This is a genomic window from Roseibium sp. (genome assembly GCF_025698965.1).
Lineage (GTDB): Bacteria > Pseudomonadota > Alphaproteobacteria > Rhizobiales > Stappiaceae > Roseibium.
Genome location: NZ_JAILWL010000075.1, coordinates 1 through 17,720 on the forward strand (window position 1 = coordinate 1; position 17,720 = coordinate 17,720).

The 17,720-nt window shown below is 54.2% G+C and carries 12 protein-coding genes, 1 tRNA gene and 2 pseudogenes; 4 read left to right on the forward strand and 11 right to left on the reverse strand.

What is annotated here, in order from left to right:
• The 6 genes and pseudogenes from K5905_RS08385 to K5905_RS08410 all read right to left on the reverse strand — a co-directional run.
• A pseudogene (locus K5905_RS08385) lies at positions 1 to 251 on the reverse strand (C-terminal binding protein); the annotation flags it as partial.
• Positions 252 to 692: 441 nt separating this feature from the next.
• Positions 693 to 3,140 (reverse strand): FAD-dependent oxidoreductase, encoded by a 2,448-nt coding sequence (locus K5905_RS08390; protein ID WP_297582450.1) that lies wholly within the window; start codon positions 3,138 to 3,140, stop codon positions 693 to 695.
• Between the two features lie 8 nt (positions 3,141 to 3,148).
• Positions 3,149 to 4,030, reverse strand: a complete 882-nt coding sequence (locus K5905_RS08395) for a choline kinase family protein (RefSeq protein WP_297582452.1) — start codon at positions 4,028 to 4,030, stop codon at positions 3,149 to 3,151.
• A gap of 3 nt (positions 4,031 to 4,033) precedes the next feature.
• On the reverse strand, positions 4,034 to 6,028 hold the full coding sequence (locus K5905_RS08400) for a proline/glycine betaine ABC transporter permease (RefSeq protein WP_297582454.1): 1,995 nt from the start codon (positions 6,026 to 6,028) through the stop codon (positions 4,034 to 4,036).
• The gene (locus K5905_RS08405) at positions 6,025 to 7,047 is read right to left on the reverse strand and encodes a glycine betaine/L-proline ABC transporter ATP-binding protein (protein WP_297582456.1); all 1,023 of its coding nucleotides are present in this window, start codon (positions 7,045 to 7,047) and stop codon (positions 6,025 to 6,027) included. Before K5905_RS08405 ends, K5905_RS08400 begins: the two co-directional genes overlap by 4 nt.
• Positions 7,048 to 7,158: 111 nt before the next feature.
• The gene (locus K5905_RS08410; RefSeq protein ID WP_297582457.1) at positions 7,159 to 8,106 is read right to left on the reverse strand and encodes an ABC transporter substrate-binding protein; all 948 of its coding nucleotides are present in this window, start codon (positions 8,104 to 8,106) and stop codon (positions 7,159 to 7,161) included.
• 213 nt (positions 8,107 to 8,319) lie between these two features.
• On the opposite strand from K5905_RS08410, the gene K5905_RS08415 reads away from it, so the two are divergent.
• Complete coding sequence (locus K5905_RS08415) at positions 8,320 to 9,108, forward strand: DeoR/GlpR family DNA-binding transcription regulator (RefSeq protein ID WP_297582460.1); 789 nt, start codon at positions 8,320 to 8,322, stop codon at positions 9,106 to 9,108.
• Positions 9,109 to 9,331: 223 nt separating this feature from the next.
• Here the strand turns inward: K5905_RS08415 and otnI are convergent, their stop codons facing one another.
• Positions 9,332 to 10,105 (reverse strand): 2-oxo-tetronate isomerase, encoded by a 774-nt coding sequence (otnI, locus tag K5905_RS08420; RefSeq protein WP_297582463.1) that lies wholly within the window; start codon positions 10,103 to 10,105, stop codon positions 9,332 to 9,334.
• Between the two features lie 503 nt (positions 10,106 to 10,608).
• On the opposite strand from otnI, the gene K5905_RS08425 reads away from it, so the two are divergent.
• Complete coding sequence (locus tag K5905_RS08425) at positions 10,609 to 11,556, forward strand: hypothetical protein (protein WP_297582466.1); 948 nt, start codon at positions 10,609 to 10,611, stop codon at positions 11,554 to 11,556.
• A gap of 255 nt (positions 11,557 to 11,811) precedes the next feature.
• Here K5905_RS08425 and K5905_RS08430 read toward each other — a convergent pair whose 3' ends face one another.
• Complete coding sequence (locus K5905_RS08430; protein WP_297582469.1) at positions 11,812 to 12,792, reverse strand: GlxA family transcriptional regulator; 981 nt, start codon at positions 12,790 to 12,792, stop codon at positions 11,812 to 11,814.
• Positions 12,793 to 12,855: 63 nt separating this feature from the next.
• On the opposite strand from K5905_RS08430, the gene K5905_RS08435 reads away from it, so the two are divergent.
• Entirely contained in the window at positions 12,856 to 13,125 is a 270-nt protein-coding gene (locus tag K5905_RS08435) for a DUF1272 domain-containing protein (protein WP_297582471.1), read from the forward strand.
• Between the two features lie 468 nt (positions 13,126 to 13,593).
• Here K5905_RS08435 and K5905_RS08440 read toward each other — a convergent pair.
• From K5905_RS08440 to K5905_RS08450, 3 genes are all read right to left on the reverse strand, one after another.
• Positions 13,594 to 13,670, reverse strand: a tRNA-His gene (locus K5905_RS08440).
• A gap of 195 nt (positions 13,671 to 13,865) precedes the next feature.
• Complete coding sequence (locus K5905_RS08445; RefSeq protein WP_297582474.1) at positions 13,866 to 14,381, reverse strand: phasin family protein; 516 nt, start codon at positions 14,379 to 14,381, stop codon at positions 13,866 to 13,868.
• A 386-nt stretch (positions 14,382 to 14,767) separates the two neighbouring features.
• Positions 14,768 to 15,154 (reverse strand): phasin, encoded by a 387-nt coding sequence (locus K5905_RS08450; protein ID WP_297582476.1) that lies wholly within the window; start codon positions 15,152 to 15,154, stop codon positions 14,768 to 14,770.
• A 383-nt stretch (positions 15,155 to 15,537) separates the two neighbouring features.
• On the opposite strand from K5905_RS08450, the pseudogene K5905_RS08455 reads away from it, so the two are divergent.
• Positions 15,538 to 17,720: pseudogene (locus tag K5905_RS08455) on the forward strand (PAS domain-containing sensor histidine kinase); the annotation flags it as partial.

Below are 17,720 nucleotides of genomic sequence, written 5' to 3' on the forward strand. Positions count from 1 at the left end.
GCAGCCGGGATATCGATCGCGTCGATCCCGACGCCATACTTGACTATGCCACGCAGTTTGGTCGCAGTTTCCAGAACCGATCTTGGAACTGGCGTGTAGCACATCAAGAGAAGATCGGCGTCTGAGACTTCTCTCGCAAGCTCCGTCTCTGAAATCCCATCTGGAAGAAGCACCAATTCGTGACCGAACTCCCGCAACGTGCCATCTACGACAGGGACCTTCAGTTCCCGATCCGTTCGGACGATTTTCATAAATGTTCTCCGGTAGATTGATGCAGGAAAAAACGGTCGGCAGGTGTGCTCAAATATTTGCCTACTCGTGACCTCACCAGATTTCATGACCAGTTCACGAAAGAGAATTGGTCAAACCACTTCGAAAACAAAATAAGAATAATCTACCGATTGATAGCTGGTGCTTATGAGGCCTCTGTCGATAACTCGGCTTTTGCAGAGTGATGACTTATTCGTCGCACGACATTTCAAGAACTACCTCGCAGCTGGGTTTCGGGTACGATCACACTCCAAGGGGGATCAAAAGCGAACCAATGCTGAAAACCCACCCGTGAACCGGCGCCCGCCAACAAAATCTTGTGCACGCAGCTCAATGCGAAATTGGCAAGGCTGGCCCTGAGGCACATTCAATGCATATTGAACCGTCGATATGTGAGACTCAGTCCATATAGCCTGGCTAGTTTACGATTTGATGCGCTCCATCTTCGGATCGTACAGCGGCGACAAAGTCACTTCACAAGGGAAGCGCTCGGTGGCGACCTCAAGCTCGTATGTACCGGATTTCACAAAATTCGCATCAACACCGTTCGGGTCGCGCACATAGCCGTAACCGATGGACTTGCCGACCGAATAGCCGAACCCGCCAGATGTCAACCAGCCGACGCGTTCGCCGTTGCGGTAGATCGTTTCGCGTCCGAGCAACACGACACTCGGATCGACCGTAAAGCAGGCGAGCATCTTTTTCACGCCATTTGCCTTTTGCGCTTCGGCTGCCGCCCGTCCCTTGAAATCCATGTCTTTTCTCAATTTGACCGCCCAGCCTAGTCCGGCTTCAAACGGCGTATGATCCGGACCGATATCGCTGCCCCAGGCACGATATCCCTTTTCCAGACGAAGGGACTCAATGGCACGATAGCCCGCGTTCACCAGGCCGTGCTCCGCTCCGGCTTCCATCAGCGTGGCGTAGACCGTTTGCGCGTATTCGACCGGCAAATGCAGTTCCCATCCCAGCTCGCCGACATACGTGACCCTGAGCGCCTGAACCGGACATCCTGCGATGCCGATGGTGCGGATGCTGCCAAATCTGAAACCTTCGTTCGAAACGTCGCTGCGGGTAACTTTTTCCAGAACAGCTCGCGCCCTCGGCCCCATCAACGACAAGACCGCATTGGATGATGTGATGTCAAAAAGCTGACAGTTCATTCCCTCCGGAATATTTCGCCTGATCCAGTCGAAATCATGCGTGGCGAAGCCGGTGCCTGTCACAATATAGAATTCATCTTCTGCGACCCGCCCCACTGTGAGATCGCACTCAATACCAGCCTTGTCATTGAGCATCTGAGTATAGGTCAGCGAGCCGACCGGCTTGTCGACATCGTTGGCACAGATCCAGTTCATTGCCTTGGCAGCGTCCAGGCCTTTCAGCGCGAATTTGGCGAAGGACGTCTGATCGAAAATGACGGCAGCTTCGCGCGCTGCCATGTGCTCGCGTCCAACCGCCTCAAACCAGTTCTGGCGGCCGAAACTGTAAACATCTTTCGGGGTTTCTCCCTTCGATGCGTCCGCATACCAGTTGGGGCGTTCCCACCCGAGCTTCTCGCCAAAACATGCACCTTGCGCCGCCAGAGTTTCGTAGAGCGGAGACTTGCGACAAGGACGCCCCGATCTGTTCTCTTCGTGCGGCCAGGCCATTGTGTAGTGCTTGCCATACGCTTCAACTGTGCGGGTTCGAACCCAGTCGGTATCGAAATGCGGCCTGCCAAATCGACGTATGTCGGCAGACCAAAGATCGAATGGCGGTTCACCTTTGTGTACCCATTCGGCAAGTGCCATGCCTGCCCCACCTCCGGCGGCGATGCCAAACGCGTTAAATCCTGCACCGACATAGAAATTGCTGAGTTCCGGGGCTTCGCCGACAATGAAATTGCCGTCCGGCGTGAAACTTTCAGGACCGTTGGTGAGCAATCTCACACCCGCGGTTTCCAGCGCCGGGACACGGCCCAGGGCCAATTCCATCAATTGTTCGAAATGGTCGAAATTGCTATCGAGCAACGTGTAATGGAAACCGTCCGGAATCCCCTCCACAGCCCAGGGGATGGGGTTGGGTTCATACCCTCCCATCACCAGACCGCCGACTTCTTCCTTGTAGTAGGTCAACCGATCCGGATCGCGCAGCGTGGGAAGGTTGGAAGGCACGCCCTCGAACGGTTCTGTCACCATGTACTGGTGTTCCATCGGCACCAGGGGCACATTAACGCCGAAGCGTTTGGCGAAATCTCGCGTCCACTGTCCGGCGCAACAGATCACTTTCTCACATTCTATACGGCCGTGTTCGGTTATGACCGCCCGGATCTTGCCCTTGTCGACCTCAATGTCGATGACCTTGGTATCTTCAAGTATTCTGGCTCCTGCCATACGGGCGCCCTTGGCCAACGCCTGGGTAATGTCGGATGGATTGGCCTGACCGTCTGTGGGCAGAAACGCCGCACCGACCACGTCGGATACATCCATCAGCGGCCAGAGATCCTGTGCCTCTCTCGCAGTGAGCAATTCCATCGGTAGGCCGAAACTGTGGGCGGTTGTGGCCTGCCGTTTCACCTCCGTCCAACGTTCCTCAGTACAGGCCAGCCGCAGACCACCGTTCATTTTCCAGCCTGTACCAAGGCCGGTTTCCTCTTCGATCTTGTTGTACAAATCGACGGAATATCCAAGCAGCTGGGTAATGTTCGCGTTCGAACGCAATTGCCCCACCAGCCCGGCCGCATGAAAGGTTGTTCCCGAGGTCAGTTTCTTCCGCTCAAGAAGGACCGTGTCGGTCCAGCCGAGCTTGGCCAGATGATAGGCAGTTGAGCAACCGATAATGCCGCCACCGATGATTACGGCTTTGGCAGTAGAGGGAAGTTTGGTCATGTCAGTCCTCAACTCACTTGAAAGTCTTCATATGCCGCACGGAAGCGGGAGAGGTTTTCGGCCGTGTAGGCCTGGTAATCAAAATCGATATCGGAAGTAATTTCTGAAACCATGCTCCACATGGTTTCGCGCAGCAGTGAGGCGCATTTCATGGCGTGGTATCGGCGGCGCAAGTCGTCGGTGACCTGCGTTTCGAAATAGACCGACAACATCCAGTCTTCCTGTTCAGCGCTCAGTCCATTGTTGGAAGCCAGGCCACCGAGATCGAAAAGCGGTGTATTGAAGCCCGCATAATCAAAGTCAATCAGCCAAAGGCGCTGGCCATCATCCAAAAGGTTTCCGCATAGAAGATCATTGTGACCGAAGACAATATCGAACGGCCCTGCGGCGTGATCCAGTTTACCGGCGATTTCGAGAAGCTCTGGCACAAGATCGCTGTATCCGGAATTGCGGTCCACCAGCGTTGCTCCATAGTCGCGAATGACATGAAACACCCAGAACACCAGGGCAGGCCCGCGCAAGTATTCCGGCACTTTCTGGTGATAGGCCTTGACGAGATCCAGCACGCGCGGCAGCAGATCGGGATTGCGCACGTCCGCCTCGCTCAACGTTCGGCTTTCGACGTATTCCAACACAACCAGATTGTCAGAAGCATGGACCACTGCCGGTGACAACCCGGCTGCGTGGGCGGCGCGCGCTGCAGCGAGTTCGTTGAAGCGCATCACATGATGCAGTGGGATGTCATTCCCTGCACGAACGACATACTTACCGGTTCTGTCTTCCACGAGGTAATTGACGTTCGTTATGCCACCGGCAAGCGGCCTGGCCGTGACTTCTCCCTGCCAGATCGGCAGTGCCTGAATTTTGGACATCAAATCGGATTGTGTCATGGCTCAACTCTCCAGTCCGAAACGGATGCGGGCATTGCGAGCACCGGCTTTGAGAAGACGATCAGCAATGATCGCGATGAACGCAATGGCAAGTCCGGCGACGAGCCCCCGGCCCGTGTCGGCTTTGGTCAAGGCGATGTAAACCTCCTGACCAAGGTCACGGGTGCCGACCAGTGCAGTGATCACGAGCATTGAAAGTGCCAGCATGATCGTCTGGTTCAGCCCTAGCAGGATTTGCGGCAAAGCCATGGGCAAACGTATGTGCCGCAGCAACTGCCACCGCGTGCACCCGGACACCTGCCCAGCCTCTATCAGGTCTTTGCTGACACTACGCACACCATGCGCAGCGTAACGCACCGCCGGTGCCAAAGCATAAAGGACAATCGCTATCATGGCAGTAAAATCGCCGACACGGAAAAGCATCACGACCGGGATCAGATACACAAAGCTCGGCAGCGTTTGCAGGGTATCGATAAAGAGATTGATCGCCGTGCCAGCGTGCCGGTTCAAAGCCGCCAGAACGCCAAGTGGTATTCCGATCACCGTTGCAAGAATAACCGATGCGCCACACAAATAGACGGTCACCATGGCTTTCGCCCACAATCCGGAAACCGCAATCAACCCTGATAATCCGAGGCAAAGCAAGGCGAGTTTCCAACCGCCTGCACGCCAACCGAGCAGCGACAAGAGGACGATCGCCAACGGCCAGGGTATCCCGAGCATGACTTTTTTGATCGGTAGCAGGAACCAGGTAAGGAAGAATATCTTCAACGCTTCAAGCGCATCGAAATAATTCACATTCAGGTATTTGACCGTGTCGTTCCAGAAGACCCCGGTCGTGATCGTCTGGCTCTCCGGGTATTTCAGAAGCAGTGGTGAAAACTGCCCCAGCACCCAGGTAAGCAAAAGCAGAACTCCAACCAAGGTGGTGCGTTTGTGCCTTGAAACCCACGACCCGGTCACCGGCCTGTCTATATGGCCGATGCGCTCGGCGAAGGCCTGGCTCAACCGGTCGACGGCGATTGCCAGAACCACGATGGCGATGCCAGCTTCAAATCCCGCCCCTATATCCAGTCGCCGCAAGGCGGCCAGAACGTCGAACCCAAGCCCTCCGGCCCCGATCATCGAGGCGATGATGACCATGTTCAGGGTCAGCATGATGACCTGATTGACGCCGACCATCAGGGTCTGGGAAGACGAAGGCACCAGAACCCGCCAGGTCAACTGCCGCCTGGTGGTGCCCACCATTCGGCCGAAATCGAGGATCTCTGGATCGACGGACTTCAGCGCCAGGGTCGTGATGCGCACCATCGGCGGTGTCGCGTAGATAATCGTGGCGACCAGGGCCGAGACCGGACCGAAGCCGAACATAAACAGAATGGGTACCAGATAGGCAAATATTGGAATTGTCTGCATCAGATCGAGGATCGGTGACAGGATCCGTTCGCCCACCGGATGACGATAAGCCCAAATGCCCAGGAGCAATCCGCCACCGGCGCCGATCGGTACCGCAATGATCACGGAGGCGAGCGTAACCATCGCGCTGTCCCATTGACCAAAGACCGCAAGATACAGAAAACATGCTCCAACCAGGGCTGCCAGACCCCAGTCGCGGCAATATTGCCCTAAGGCTATGACGGCGGTCGTTACGACGATCCAGCTTATCGCGGGAAGCACCGGTACGGCTTCCGCTCCCTGACCGACAATGAAACCGTCGGCCAGAAGTGCCAGGCTCAACTGATAAGGCTGTTCGATCAACCAGGCGATGCCACGCGTCACATCGGTAAAGGAAATGGGTCCGATGGCAGCGTCCTCGACCAGCCATTTCATGGCGGCGGAGATCTCCACGTTGAACCTTATGACCCAGGCGGATGGAAACTTGATCAGCCAGCGCGCATCCAGCAATTTCGCCAGATCACGTCCGTAATACCCGATAATGATGGTCGCAATGATCAGCATCCAGACGAAAAGAGTTTGTCTCTCGCCTCTCGTTTTCATTGCGTTTTACCGCTTTCAAATAGAGTGCCTGCAACCGTTACTCGGTCAACCGATCCAATGATCCGACCCGTTTCATCGGCAACCGGCAATGGCTCGTCGGAAGCAATAATGTGTTTCGCAACGTTGGAAATACGATCCGAAGCGGCAACAGGAACGCCTTTGCCTTTCAGTTCAGGCTTCATCAACCCAGCTACGGTCAGAACCTTGGAACGGGGAATATGTCGAGTGAATTCGGCGACATAGTCGGTGGCCGGGTTCATCACCAGTACCTCAGGCGTCGCTATCTGGATGACCTCACCGTCCTTCATGATCGCAATGCGGTCAGCAAGCCGCACCGCTTCGTCGAAATCATGGGTGATAAAAACAATTGTCTTGTGCAGGCGGGCCTGCAAGCTCAGGAACTCATCCTGCATCTCGCGTCGGATCAGTGGATCAAGCGCAGAAAAAGGTTCATCGAGAAACCAAAGATCCGGTTCAGTCACCAGTGAGCGGGCGATCCCAACCCGCTGCTGCTGTCCGCCGGACAATTCCCGCGGGAAATTGCCCTCACGCCCTTTGAGCCCGACGAGTTCCACTACGTCGCGAGCCTTTTCTTCGGCTTCCACTTTGCCGACAGCCTGCACTGTCAATGGAAACATGACATTCTGCAGCACGCTCAGATGTGGCAACAGCGCAAAATGCTGAAAAACCATTCCCATCTTGTGGCGACGAATTTCTATCAGCTCCCGTTCACTCGCCCGAAGAAGATCAACGCCGTCGAAAAGCACTTCACCACCCGTTGGTTCGATCAACCTCGACAGGCACCGAACCAACGTCGACTTGCCGGACCCGGACAGACCCATAATCACAAAGATCTCGCCTTCGGAAATATCCAGGGAGACATTTCGAACGGCGCCAACCAGACCGGCGCGTTCAAGATCCTCGCCACCAGGTGAAGCGCGGTTCTTCAGAAAAGTCTCTGAATCTGCTCCATATAATTTCCAGACATCGCTGCAGGAAAGCTTGGCCTTAGGCTTCATAGACGAGCTCCGCATCCGCACTCCTTTTCAGGAGGCGCGACCGTTGAGATGGAGAAATTTAACCCAGAAATCAGGCCTGTGCGAACACTCGACTTCCCTGGTGCATTCGGACTATTGAGTGATCCAGCCAGACCAACGGTCCTTATTGGTCTTCATCCAGTCCGCAACCACGGTATCGATGTCGACGCCTTCAAGATCAACCTTGCCGACCATGGCGCTCATCTCCTCGTTGGAGATGTTGTAGGCTTCGATGACGTCATAGGCCCCTGGCCATTTTTCCTTAAGACCTGACCATGCAGCCTTCCAGATCGGACCGCGCGGCTTGCCGCAATCGTAAGCGAGGTCAGGGTTCACGCCAACTGAGGGGTCAGCATAGCACTCTGCGGAATAAGGCGGAAACTCAACGAATTCGCCGTCATACTTAGCCGGTGCCCAGTGAGGCACATAAACCCAGAGCATTATCGGATCTTCGCGCTGATACGCAGATTCCAGTTCGGCAAACAGTGCCGCATCGGTTCCGGCATGCACGACTTCAAAGTCCAGCTCCAGCGCTTCGACGCGCTCCTCATCGAAACCGCCCCAAGTTACCGGACCGCCGACATAACGCCCGTAAGGTGCGGTTTCGGCAGTCGAAAACTCTTCGGCGCAATCCTTCAGTGCTTCCCAGTTCGGCAAACCCGGACAACGGTCCTTCATGTATGAGGGATACCACCATTCCTCGATAGCCATCAGACCGGTTTCGCCTACATTGACCACCTTGCCGGTCCCCGTGGCTTCGTCCAGTGCTTCCCGACCTGTCGTTTCCCAGATTTCCATGGCCAGATGCAGGTCGCCGTTCTTCAGACCTGCAAACTGAGCAATATAGTCGGCCTGAACATACTCCACATTATATCCGGCTTCCTTGAGGATGTTTCCCATGATCTTGGTATTGATCAACTGCCCCGACCAATCGTGCAACGTCAACTTGATCGGATCGGTCGACTCCACTGCCCAAGCCATGGACACCGAAGTCATCAGCGACAGCGTCAGTGCACCCAATCTCGCGGTTCGCATCCTCATCCCTCCTCATAATGTGGCTTTTTGTTCTGAAATGTCACATCTAATGTGGTTATTGAACTCTCTAAAGTGGGCCAAATCAACAAAAAACCACATAAAGCCATGAAAAATGTTCTAATGCCACATTGCGACATGTGACTTCAACATGATTGCTTTGTGTACGTTTCCTTGTAAACGAAGGATCCGACTGAGGAATTTGATTTTGAGCAGTGGCTTATGACCCCGAAGACGACAAACCAACGAGAAGAAGAAATTCTGCGCGAACTGCGTCGCGCAGGTGGATCTTGCCGCGTCAGTTTCCTCGCCAAGGAACTGGGCGTGACACTGGAAACGATCCGCCGAAACCTCAGAACACTCGAGGACAGAAAAATCGTCCGCAAAGTACATGGGGGCGTTCATCTCGTTGAGGATATTCTGGAGCCCACTTTCGAAAGCCGGCTGGACAAGAAGGTTCACGCGAAAGAAGCTCTTGCACTGGCAGTGGCCAAGACCGTCAGCGACGGCGATTCAATTTTTCTCGATATCGGATCCACCACGGCATATGTCGCGCTTGCATTGCAGAACCACCGTGACCTTTTCGTTGTGACGAATTCGGTTTTCGTGGCTCAAACTCTCTCCACGCGCAACGGCAACCGAGTGTTCATGGCCGGTGGAGAATTGCGCGGGCATGATGGCGGAGCATTCGGCGTGGAAGCACAGGACCTCGTCCGACGCCTGAATGTAAACTTTGCCGTGTTCTCGATAGGTGCCATCAATGCCGACCACGGCTTTATGCTGCACGATCTGCAGGAAGCCAATCTTGCAAACATCGCAATCGACAACGCCCAGGTTCGGATCGTCGTGGCAGACGGAGAGAAATTTGGAAAACGTGCACCGGTCACCTTGGAAAAAGTCGATCAGATAGACCTTCTCTTCACAGATGTTCACCCGCCAGAAGACATCTGCCGAATGTTGAACGAAATTGACTTGATTACAATCGGGGATTTCGAAACCAAAACCGGTTAGTCAGGCCGTCAGAATTGGCAGCTTTTGAACTGATGCACAAAACTCCCCGAGATGCCGCCGCGTACGAAGTTTCAGATGCTTCCCCCTCAACTCTTTTACGCATGCGGCACTTGCAATGCAGTTGCGGCCCTCGGCATGGACATTCCTCGCCGCGTGAACCGGATCAACGTGCGCGCCAGGTGCGAACAAAAAAAGACGCGGAATAACCGGACAGGCTTGCGACTTATGTGAGCGTTGCTTGCCGAAACCAGTCGAGACCTTCGTATGTGCCGTTTTTCGGCAGATATTCGCAGCCAATCCACCCCTGATAACCAATCTGATCAATGTGCCGGAAGACTTCACGGTAATTGAGTTCGCCTGTATCCGGCTCATGACGATCGGGAACACCGGCGATTTGAATATGGCCGATCCTATCCTTGTAAGTCGACAACGAGCGAATGGCATCGCCATGCGTGATCTGGTGGTGGAATACGTCGAATTGCAATTTTACCGACTGGTGATCTATCCGGTTCAAAAGGTCGATTGCCTGCTCAGTGTCTGACAGGAAATAGCCTGGCATCGAGCGATTGTTGATCGGCTCGATAAGCAACTTCAGGCCTTCGACCGCCATTCTGTCTGCCGCGTACCGGATGTTGTCGATATAGACCTGCTCCGTCCTGGCGACCGGGTCAATTATTCCCGCCATCACATGGAGTTGGGTTGCCCCTACTGCCTTGGCATAGGGTACGGCTCTTTCGACCGTTTCTTTAAATGCATCCTCTTTGCCCGGGAGTGCGGCCATGCCTCTGTCGCCGTCAATCCAGTTTCCAGGGAATAGGTTGAATACAGATACAGAGACATCACTTTCGCGCACTGCCTGCCCCACTTCTTCAGGCTCGTGTTCATAAGGAAAGAGAAACTCCACAGCCTTGAAGCCGGTTTTTCTGGCGGCCGCAAAACGGTCCAGAAAGTCATGCTCGCCGAACATCATGGACAGGTTTGCAGAAAATCGGGGCATCAATTCCTCCACGGAGCATACAAACGAAGATTGCCAGCCTCTCCGGTAGACATAGCAATCAGGCACCGCCGTACCGCGGCAAGAGTTGGCGCAAATTGGAAAGCTGCCCGGTCACCTTCATGGTTTTACAGGCATCGAACAGAAACAATAGTCCCCTGTTGGGAAAAGAAGCCGTCCAACGCTCATCCGCGTCTATGCCCTACACAAAATCCCGTTCTCTCGACTGCTTTCGAGTTCGACCGGCGCAATTCTGCTCCAGGAGCCTCATCGAAAGATGGCCGCACAGCCATCCATTGGACCGGTCACTTTCAAAGACGTCAGTTCGGCCGCTGATGAATCGTCGAACTCCGCGTCAATAGCAAAGACTTGACTGATTGACGTCTCATTCACGCATTCTCAATTTAATTCGATATCGCACTTTATTAGTTCGATTTCGTATCATATAGTGCGAATTCGCACTATATAGAATTTCCGCTACAACGACACAGGCAAGGTTCAGCGCAATGATGCAAACGTTGAGATCCGCACTCCTCTTGGGACCGGTGCTGTTCTGGTTGGCGATGATGGCCGCGTTCATTTGGGCAAGTCGTTCCCCCGATCCATCCCCGCCCATCGCTGCGGAGGGATTGCGCGACCTTTGGCAATTTTATCTACCCCTCATGCTTTTCACTCTGGCTACCGTTTTCTATTTCACACGAAACAGAACAAAGCCGACGTGGCAGGGTTTTGGGGTCGCACGGCATTCAATAAAGCAAGATCTTGCTCTAGCTCTTGCGTACCTGATCGCAGGTCATCTGATACTCGGCTCTCTGTTCAACGTCGGGCTGCACTTTCCCGGCCCAGAAGTCTTTGCCCCTGGAGTTCACAACCGTCAGGGGGTTTTGTGGTGGGCTGGGCTGCAGGCTACCGTTTTCGTGGTTTTGCCATATTTCTGGCTCCGCCGGCGCGGCTTTGATCTCAAGAAACTCGTGAAGGGTATCGATTGGAAGCGCGACATCTGGCTGATGATCGCATTTTGGGGAGGTGAGTTTTTCACAGTTGCATTCATTTCAGACTTTTTCGATGTCGCACCTGCGGACTATTCATACGCAATTCCGTTTGGAATATTGGCAAACACGGTTGGCGCCGGATTGCCCGTCCTTGTAATGATCCATTTGATCATCCTGCCGCGTCTGAGCCTGCTCCTGGATAACCAGCTTCTTGTGATCATGCTTGGCGGACTTGTTTATGCAACGTTTAGCCTCTTTGACCCTGGAACGAGCTATGCCACCGCAACGAACGGATGGGTGTCGGTAAGTTACATTTTTCTAACTCAGACACTCATCGGAATGGGCAAGGCTGCATTTACGGTGAGGACCGGAAACCCGTTCATACACTTCACCAGCTACCACATACTTGGCGCTCGTGTTGCGTTCGACACATCCATGTATGCAGACATATTCAGAAGATGATTTTCGTGCTCGGTAATTCGAACGCATTTGTATCGTCCGTATTACGACGCCAGGCTTGGGAGCCGCATTTATTGTCCTGGAGCGTCATCGTTCCATCGCATTCGGCATTTGACAAGATGGCGAAGGTCCAACGATGAAGGTCGTTTATCGTCCGGCTTATTCGTTGCGGACGCCGTTCGGAAGTGTGTGCCTCTACGCGCAACGCGAGACCCGGCACTCAGAGCCGAATACGCTTTTTCTTTCGGCGAGGATTGTTCAGGGAGTCTTGAACCTGTCACGATACTCACGTGGGGAGACATGCATGTTCCGATGCATGGCGCGCCTCATGCGTTCTTCATCACCAAATCCGGTTTTCGAAGCGACCGCCTTGACTGGTAATTTGCTGTCTTCCAATAGTCTGCGTGCAGCTTCAACACGAATGGCCTCTACGGCTTTGGATGGCGATTGCCCCATTTTCTGTTTGTAGACTCGCGAAAAATTTCTGGGGCTCATATTTACGACAGATGCGAGTGTCTCAATGGTCATTCGTTGGGAAAGATTGTTTTCAATCCAGGTGTGAAGGTCATCGAACCGGCCCAGTGTATCTTTCGTCTGATTGGACAGAACCGCACTGAACTGTGACTGTCCACCCGGACGAACCATGTAGGTTACCAACGACCTTGCGACTGCCAGGGAAATCGGTTTGCCGCAATCTTCAGCCAGCATTGCAAGCGACATGTCAATACCGGCAGTGACACCCGCTGAAGACCAGACGTCACCATCGTTGACATAGATGGGATCCAGCTCAACACAGGTATGAGGGAAATCTGTCTGCAGCCGCGCGCAATCGTTCCAGTGCGTGACAACCCTGCGACCATCCATCAGTCCGGTTGCGGCCAATACATAAGCACCCGTGCAAACGGATCCAATTCGTCGGCTGCGCCGCGCCAGTTCCTTTATGCGATGCACGAACTCCACATCTCGTGACGCCTCGAATGCTCCCCTTCCACCCGAGATGATGAGCGTGTCGATCGTAAGGTTCCGGCACTCCTCAAGTGCAAGCGTCGCAATCGGCAGGACTGTATCTGACTCAATCGGTCCACCGCTGACCGAGGTGACGATCACTTCGTAGCTATTGGCCAGTTGCTCATTTGCATCCGAAAACACCTGAAGCGGACCGGCTATATCGAGAAGTTTCACGTGTGGGAAAACAACGAATAGAACTGTCTTCGCGGCTTTGGCATTTTTCGAGGGCATAATGACCTTTATGCCAAATTCTACCAGAATATTCTAGACGTGTTCTCACGAAAGGATGCGTGGATGTTGCTTCTCAAACCAAATTGCGAATGCTGCGGCAAAGATCTGCCACCGCAGTCAGACGATGCCCGAATGTGCTCGTTCGAATGCACCTTCTGCACCGAATGCAGTGAAAACTTGTTTGGTGGAATTTGCCCGAATTGTGGAGGTGAACAGGTTCGGCGCCCAAGACGACCTGACCGTTTGTTGACGGACAACCCGCCCTCGGACAAACGCTTCATCAACAGGAATGCCACCTGGTACAAAAACCTGTTTCCGGGCGCGCATGAATGACATCGCCCGCAAACATGGTCACCAATTTCCAGATCATCAACATGGCGCATTTTCGTCAATATTGCGCCAAGTTAACGCGATTTTGTCAGAGACAATAAGGCTTCTGACCTTTCAAGGAGTCTTTCGAAAGGTACACCCCTGCGAGCGAGACACGCTGCCGTAGCAGATCCTGGAATTCACTCACGGGGAAGGTTCATCATAAGGAACTGGCCGAGTGCCCAGGTGCCGTTATCACGAACCAGTGACCTGAAATCTTGAAAACTCCGTATAGGTGTCTTTAAGAAAACCTGGATGTTCTCACGCGCAACCTCGGCTACCACGTGGACAGCGTCCAGAAAGACGTAGCATCACCCTCTCCAGCTTTTCAGAGTTGGCGATCCAGGTTGTGCAGATTTGAGCATTAAATGCCCAATTCGCATGGCAAATGCGGTTTGACATTCACATTTCAAAAGCTTGATGTTTTTGAAGTGGTACAGACGAGTGGATTCGAACCACCGACCTTCGGAGCCACAATCCGACGCTCTAACCAACTGAGCTACGTCTGCTTAAGGTCATCAAAGTGGCGCGGACCATACGCGTCCGGGTCACCGATTTCAAGGGCGACTTCTAACCCCGTTTTTTCCAACCGGCAAGCAGGAATTTGAAGAATAATTCCGGCCTGTTGAAAAGTAAATGCCCGGAGCGAAGCCCCGGGCATTTGATCAAATTGCAGCTCTCTTACAAAGCGCCGCGCAACTGAATTAGTTGACTTTCAGGTCCTTGAAGGACTTTTCGACTGCTTCCTTGACCGGAGCAGAAACGTCGGTACCAAGCTTGGTCGCCAGTTCCTGCATTTCCTTGGTCTGTGCGCTCAAGGTGTCGAACTGCTGGCGTGCGAATGTGGACTGCAGCTCGATAGCTTCAGCCAGGGTCTTCACAGACATGAAGTCCTTGATGAAGTTGAATGTCGCGTCAGTATTGGTTTTCGCAGCGTCGACAGCCTTGTGGTTGAATTCGACAACGCCCTGGCGGGAAGTTTCGAAAGTGTCTTCCATCAGGTCAGTCGCGCCTTCGGCAGCGGCTTTCACCTTTGCATAAGCTTCACGAGCGTTCTCGATACCCTGCTCCGAAACTTCACGGAAAGCGGCCGGAACTTCCATTTTCGGCAGAGCGAAAGCTTCGAAGTCCGGGAAAGCTACGCCAGCAGGAGCAGCTTTTGCTTTGGCGGTACGTGCTTTGGAAGCCGATTTTGCGGCAGTCGTATTGGTGTCAGTCATGATCTCATCTCCTAGAGTTCGGATGCGATCACTGGTGAAAATTCTCTCCGCCGGGACATTTGCCGGCGGACCCTGTCGTCATCCGCTGACCTTACATAGGGTATCTTTTGCTGCATTGCAATATTTTTTTGCACTGCACAAAAGAATTTCCGTAAGGGGAGTTCATGTTTCGCGTCCAAGGACCCTGCAAACGAAGGAATCGAGCCCCTTACAGCGCTGGATCACGTCGCCATAAGTCGATACCGTTTCAGGACAGAGGCTGCCCGCAAGTTGCGGGCCAGAGCCACATTATCGGCTCCATGCGACCGGAAGATGAAAAACCAACCGCGCAATCAATTTTTTAATGCAGGGCGTTTTCGCCCTGCATTGCGTCCAACGGAGAAGGCCTACTTCTTCTGGGCAGCCTTCGTAGCATCCTGAACCGCCTTGCTTGCGGTATTGGAAAATTCACGCGCCTGTTCGCCAAGGGTTTCCATCTGATTGCGCAGATAGCTCTGCTGAAGTTTCATCATGTCTTCAACATTGCCAGCCTGAACGAGTTCCTGTGCGAATTTGAATGCCGCGTTGACATGTTCCTCGGCATAATTCAGCGCTTTCTTGTTGGCGTCCGCAGCGCCTGCCTGAACCGCGCTGGCACTGTCCTCGACATTGGAGACAGCCTTGTGGGTCGCACCCATGAAGTCATCAAAAGCCTTGCGCGCCTGATCTACGCTCTTTTCAGCAAAATCGCGCATTTGCTCGGGGACTTCGAAACCGGTCTTATCTGTGCTCATCTCAGCGCTCCTCGGGTCACAGGCAGAATGCAGGTTGCATCTCCTTGATCGTTTACATACCCAAAGTTCGTAACATGGAGATGGCTACCCGGCAAACAATTCGCCAGCAAAACACTTTGCGTTCCATCCCGTTTTCCCGCATTGCGGCAGTCATCTGCGGCACACTCGGAGTTGCCGCGATTTTCGGCATTGCGGCAACACTTTTTCAAAGATACCGGGCTACACTTCCAGATTAACCACGCCTTCACGTAAGTCCTTTAGCAACCTTGCTTTACGTGGACGACGTTGAGGATTGCTAGTATTAACAAAGTGTTTACTACTGTAAGCAGATCCGGCCGCCGCACCCCGTCAACAGGTGTTGCAGACCAGCTTGGAGCAGAGCCATGGACAATCAGACCCAATCATTCCTGGAACTGAGTGCCAAGAATGATCTGGTTCAGCTTGTTGCCGATAAAAGAGCAGCCTGGCTCTGGTCGGCCGACGGTGCCCGCATCCTGTGGGCCAATGCCGCCGGTGCGTCTTTTTTCTCGGCGCAAACGATTGCCGACCTCGGTGCGCTGGATTCGCTCGAGCGCTCCCCTGCCCGACCGCATATCGCCCGAATTGCAACCTCGGGCCTGACCGACCGGTTCAGCATCGACCGTCTGCGCTTTTATCGTGGCCTGCGCGTGATGCTGCTGACCTGCCAATGCAAACGGGTTGAACTGGAAAGCGGTGAAACTGCAGCTCTGATTGTGTGCAGCGACAAGGGTCTGGCGCTGACAAAAGAGCCGATCCCTGCTTTCGCACAGCTGGCCAAGTCGCCGGATACGTCTGTTTTCGTCATGACAGGTGGACGTGTTGATCAGAGTTTTGGCAATTTGAGCGGAACACCGGAAGATCTGGACCTGCCGGAGAGCCAGCGCGCATTGTTCGGACCACTGGATCTGAATGGCAGTTTCCACGAAGGTATTATTCTTCAAATTCCCGCTGGCCCAAAGCTCGTCCTGCTTGATGACGAAGCCCTGCCTGACGATGCCCAGTCTGACGAGGCCCAGTCTGACGATACCCAGTCCGATGACGCAACCTCCGCACCCGAGGGCGAAGGGGCCACGCTCGAACAGGCCCAACTTGCGACAGTTGAAGCTTCCGCATTTAAGGAGGATGACAGGCCTCTCGCACTGAATGAAGAAGGTCAGTCCCCGGAACCAGATACCGGTGAAATGGCCGAGGCCTCAGAAGATTTTGGCGATGGCCTGGAGGGTGAAGACGAATTCGAAACCCGGACGGACACGGTCATCGAGCCGGACCTCGCCGAAAAGGAAACGGGCACAGACGAAAGCGAGACGGTGGATACAGTTTCGGTGTCAGACGTGCACGAAGCTGTGGGCGAAAGGCATTCCGAGGAAATCGCTCTCGAAGCGGACGATCCGGAGGAAAAGGCTTCAGAGACGGCTGAGACCAGCGAAATCGAGCCCGAACCTTCTGCGGACGCCGAGGAAGCCCCGCAAGACGGTGCTGAACAGGAGACTTTCGCATTTCAGCCACGTCGACGGCCGGTGCGGTTTGCATGGAAAATGGACGCCGACCAACGGTTCACATTTCTGTCCGACGAATTCGCAGAAGTTCTCGGCCCTGAGGCAACGGACATTACCGGTCTGACCTGGGAAACCGTTTCCAGCGCTTTCGACCTCGATCCCCGTGGCAACATCTCCCGGGCGCTCGACCGGCGTGACACATGGAGCGGTAAAACCGTCAACTGGCCAGTGAGCGGTGCCGAGTTGCGGGTACCAGTTGATATGGCGGCCCTGCCGGCTTTCGACCGCAATCGGAAATTTGAGGGCTATCGGGGATTTGGCGTCTGCCGGACCGCTGATGCACTTCATGACCCCAACAATCCGATTGCCACACTGCAGGTCGCGATTCTTGACGCTCCCGCCGCAGAAGAGCCTGAAACCGATGTCGGTCCACTCGACACTCTACCCGCTTCAAACCCGGAAATTTCGGAAGACCTGTCTGCTGACGAAAGCCTTGTAGACGCGGACCTTGATATGCCGGCTTCAGAGGCTGAGGCAGACGACTTATCGCTTGAGGAAAAACCTGCAGAAACCGAGCCCGATGAGAATGACATGGCACTCGGGGCTGTGGAGATTGCAGACACCGTTGATGAGGTCGTAGCGCCCGAGGTCGAGACCGAGATTGCACCTCAGCCCGCACCTCAGAAACTGGAAGATCTGAAACCGGCACAACCCAATTCCTTTGCCGGTAAAACGTTCCTTGGCGCAAGTGCCGCGGCGCTGGTTGGATCTCTTGCGAAGATTACTGGCAAATCCGAACCGGAGTTTCCGGAAAACCCCACCCCGTCCGCGGAAAACGCCAACCTGGCACGGGACCTTCAAAGCGCGGCCGCCGCACTTGACGACCCGTCCGCGGACAAGGGGACGACACCGTCCGAAGCAGATACGGAACGCTCATCTTCGGAAGAATTGCCCGTCGTCGAAGCTGCCAATCGAGACGCGGACGACTTACTGCTTGAGGAGGACGAACCACAAGCAGCGCGGCTAGAGGAAGCGACCGACGCGTTGCC

Bases quoted from the DNA above. Each gene is read 5' to 3' on its own strand.
- K5905_RS08415 (WP_297582460.1), top strand. From the start codon at position 8,320: ATGACCCCGAAGACGACAAACCAACGAGAAGAAGAAATTCTGCGCGAA.
- K5905_RS08405 (WP_297582456.1), bottom strand. From the start codon at position 7,047: ATGAAGCCTAAGGCCAAGCTTTCCTGCAGCGATGTCTGGAAATTATAT.
- K5905_RS08430 (WP_297582469.1), bottom strand. From the start codon at position 12,792: ATGCCCTCGAAAAATGCCAAAGCCGCGAAGACAGTTCTATTCGTTGTT.
- K5905_RS08425 (WP_297582466.1), top strand. From the start codon at position 10,609: ATGATGCAAACGTTGAGATCCGCACTCCTCTTGGGACCGGTGCTGTTC.
- otnI (WP_297582463.1), bottom strand. From the start codon at position 10,105: ATGCCCCGATTTTCTGCAAACCTGTCCATGATGTTCGGCGAGCATGAC.
- K5905_RS08390 (WP_297582450.1), bottom strand. From the start codon at position 3,140: ATGACCAAACTTCCCTCTACTGCCAAAGCCGTAATCATCGGTGGCGGC.
- K5905_RS08435 (WP_297582471.1), top strand. From the start codon at position 12,856: ATGTTGCTTCTCAAACCAAATTGCGAATGCTGCGGCAAAGATCTGCCA.
- K5905_RS08445 (WP_297582474.1), bottom strand. From the start codon at position 14,381: ATGACTGACACCAATACGACTGCCGCAAAATCGGCTTCCAAAGCACGT.
- K5905_RS08450 (WP_297582476.1), bottom strand. From the start codon at position 15,154: ATGAGCACAGATAAGACCGGTTTCGAAGTCCCCGAGCAAATGCGCGAT.
- K5905_RS08400 (WP_297582454.1), bottom strand. From the start codon at position 6,028: ATGAAAACGAGAGGCGAGAGACAAACTCTTTTCGTCTGGATGCTGATC.
- K5905_RS08410 (WP_297582457.1), bottom strand. From the start codon at position 8,106: ATGAGGATGCGAACCGCGAGATTGGGTGCACTGACGCTGTCGCTGATG.
- K5905_RS08395 (WP_297582452.1), bottom strand. From the start codon at position 4,030: ATGACACAATCCGATTTGATGTCCAAAATTCAGGCACTGCCGATCTGG.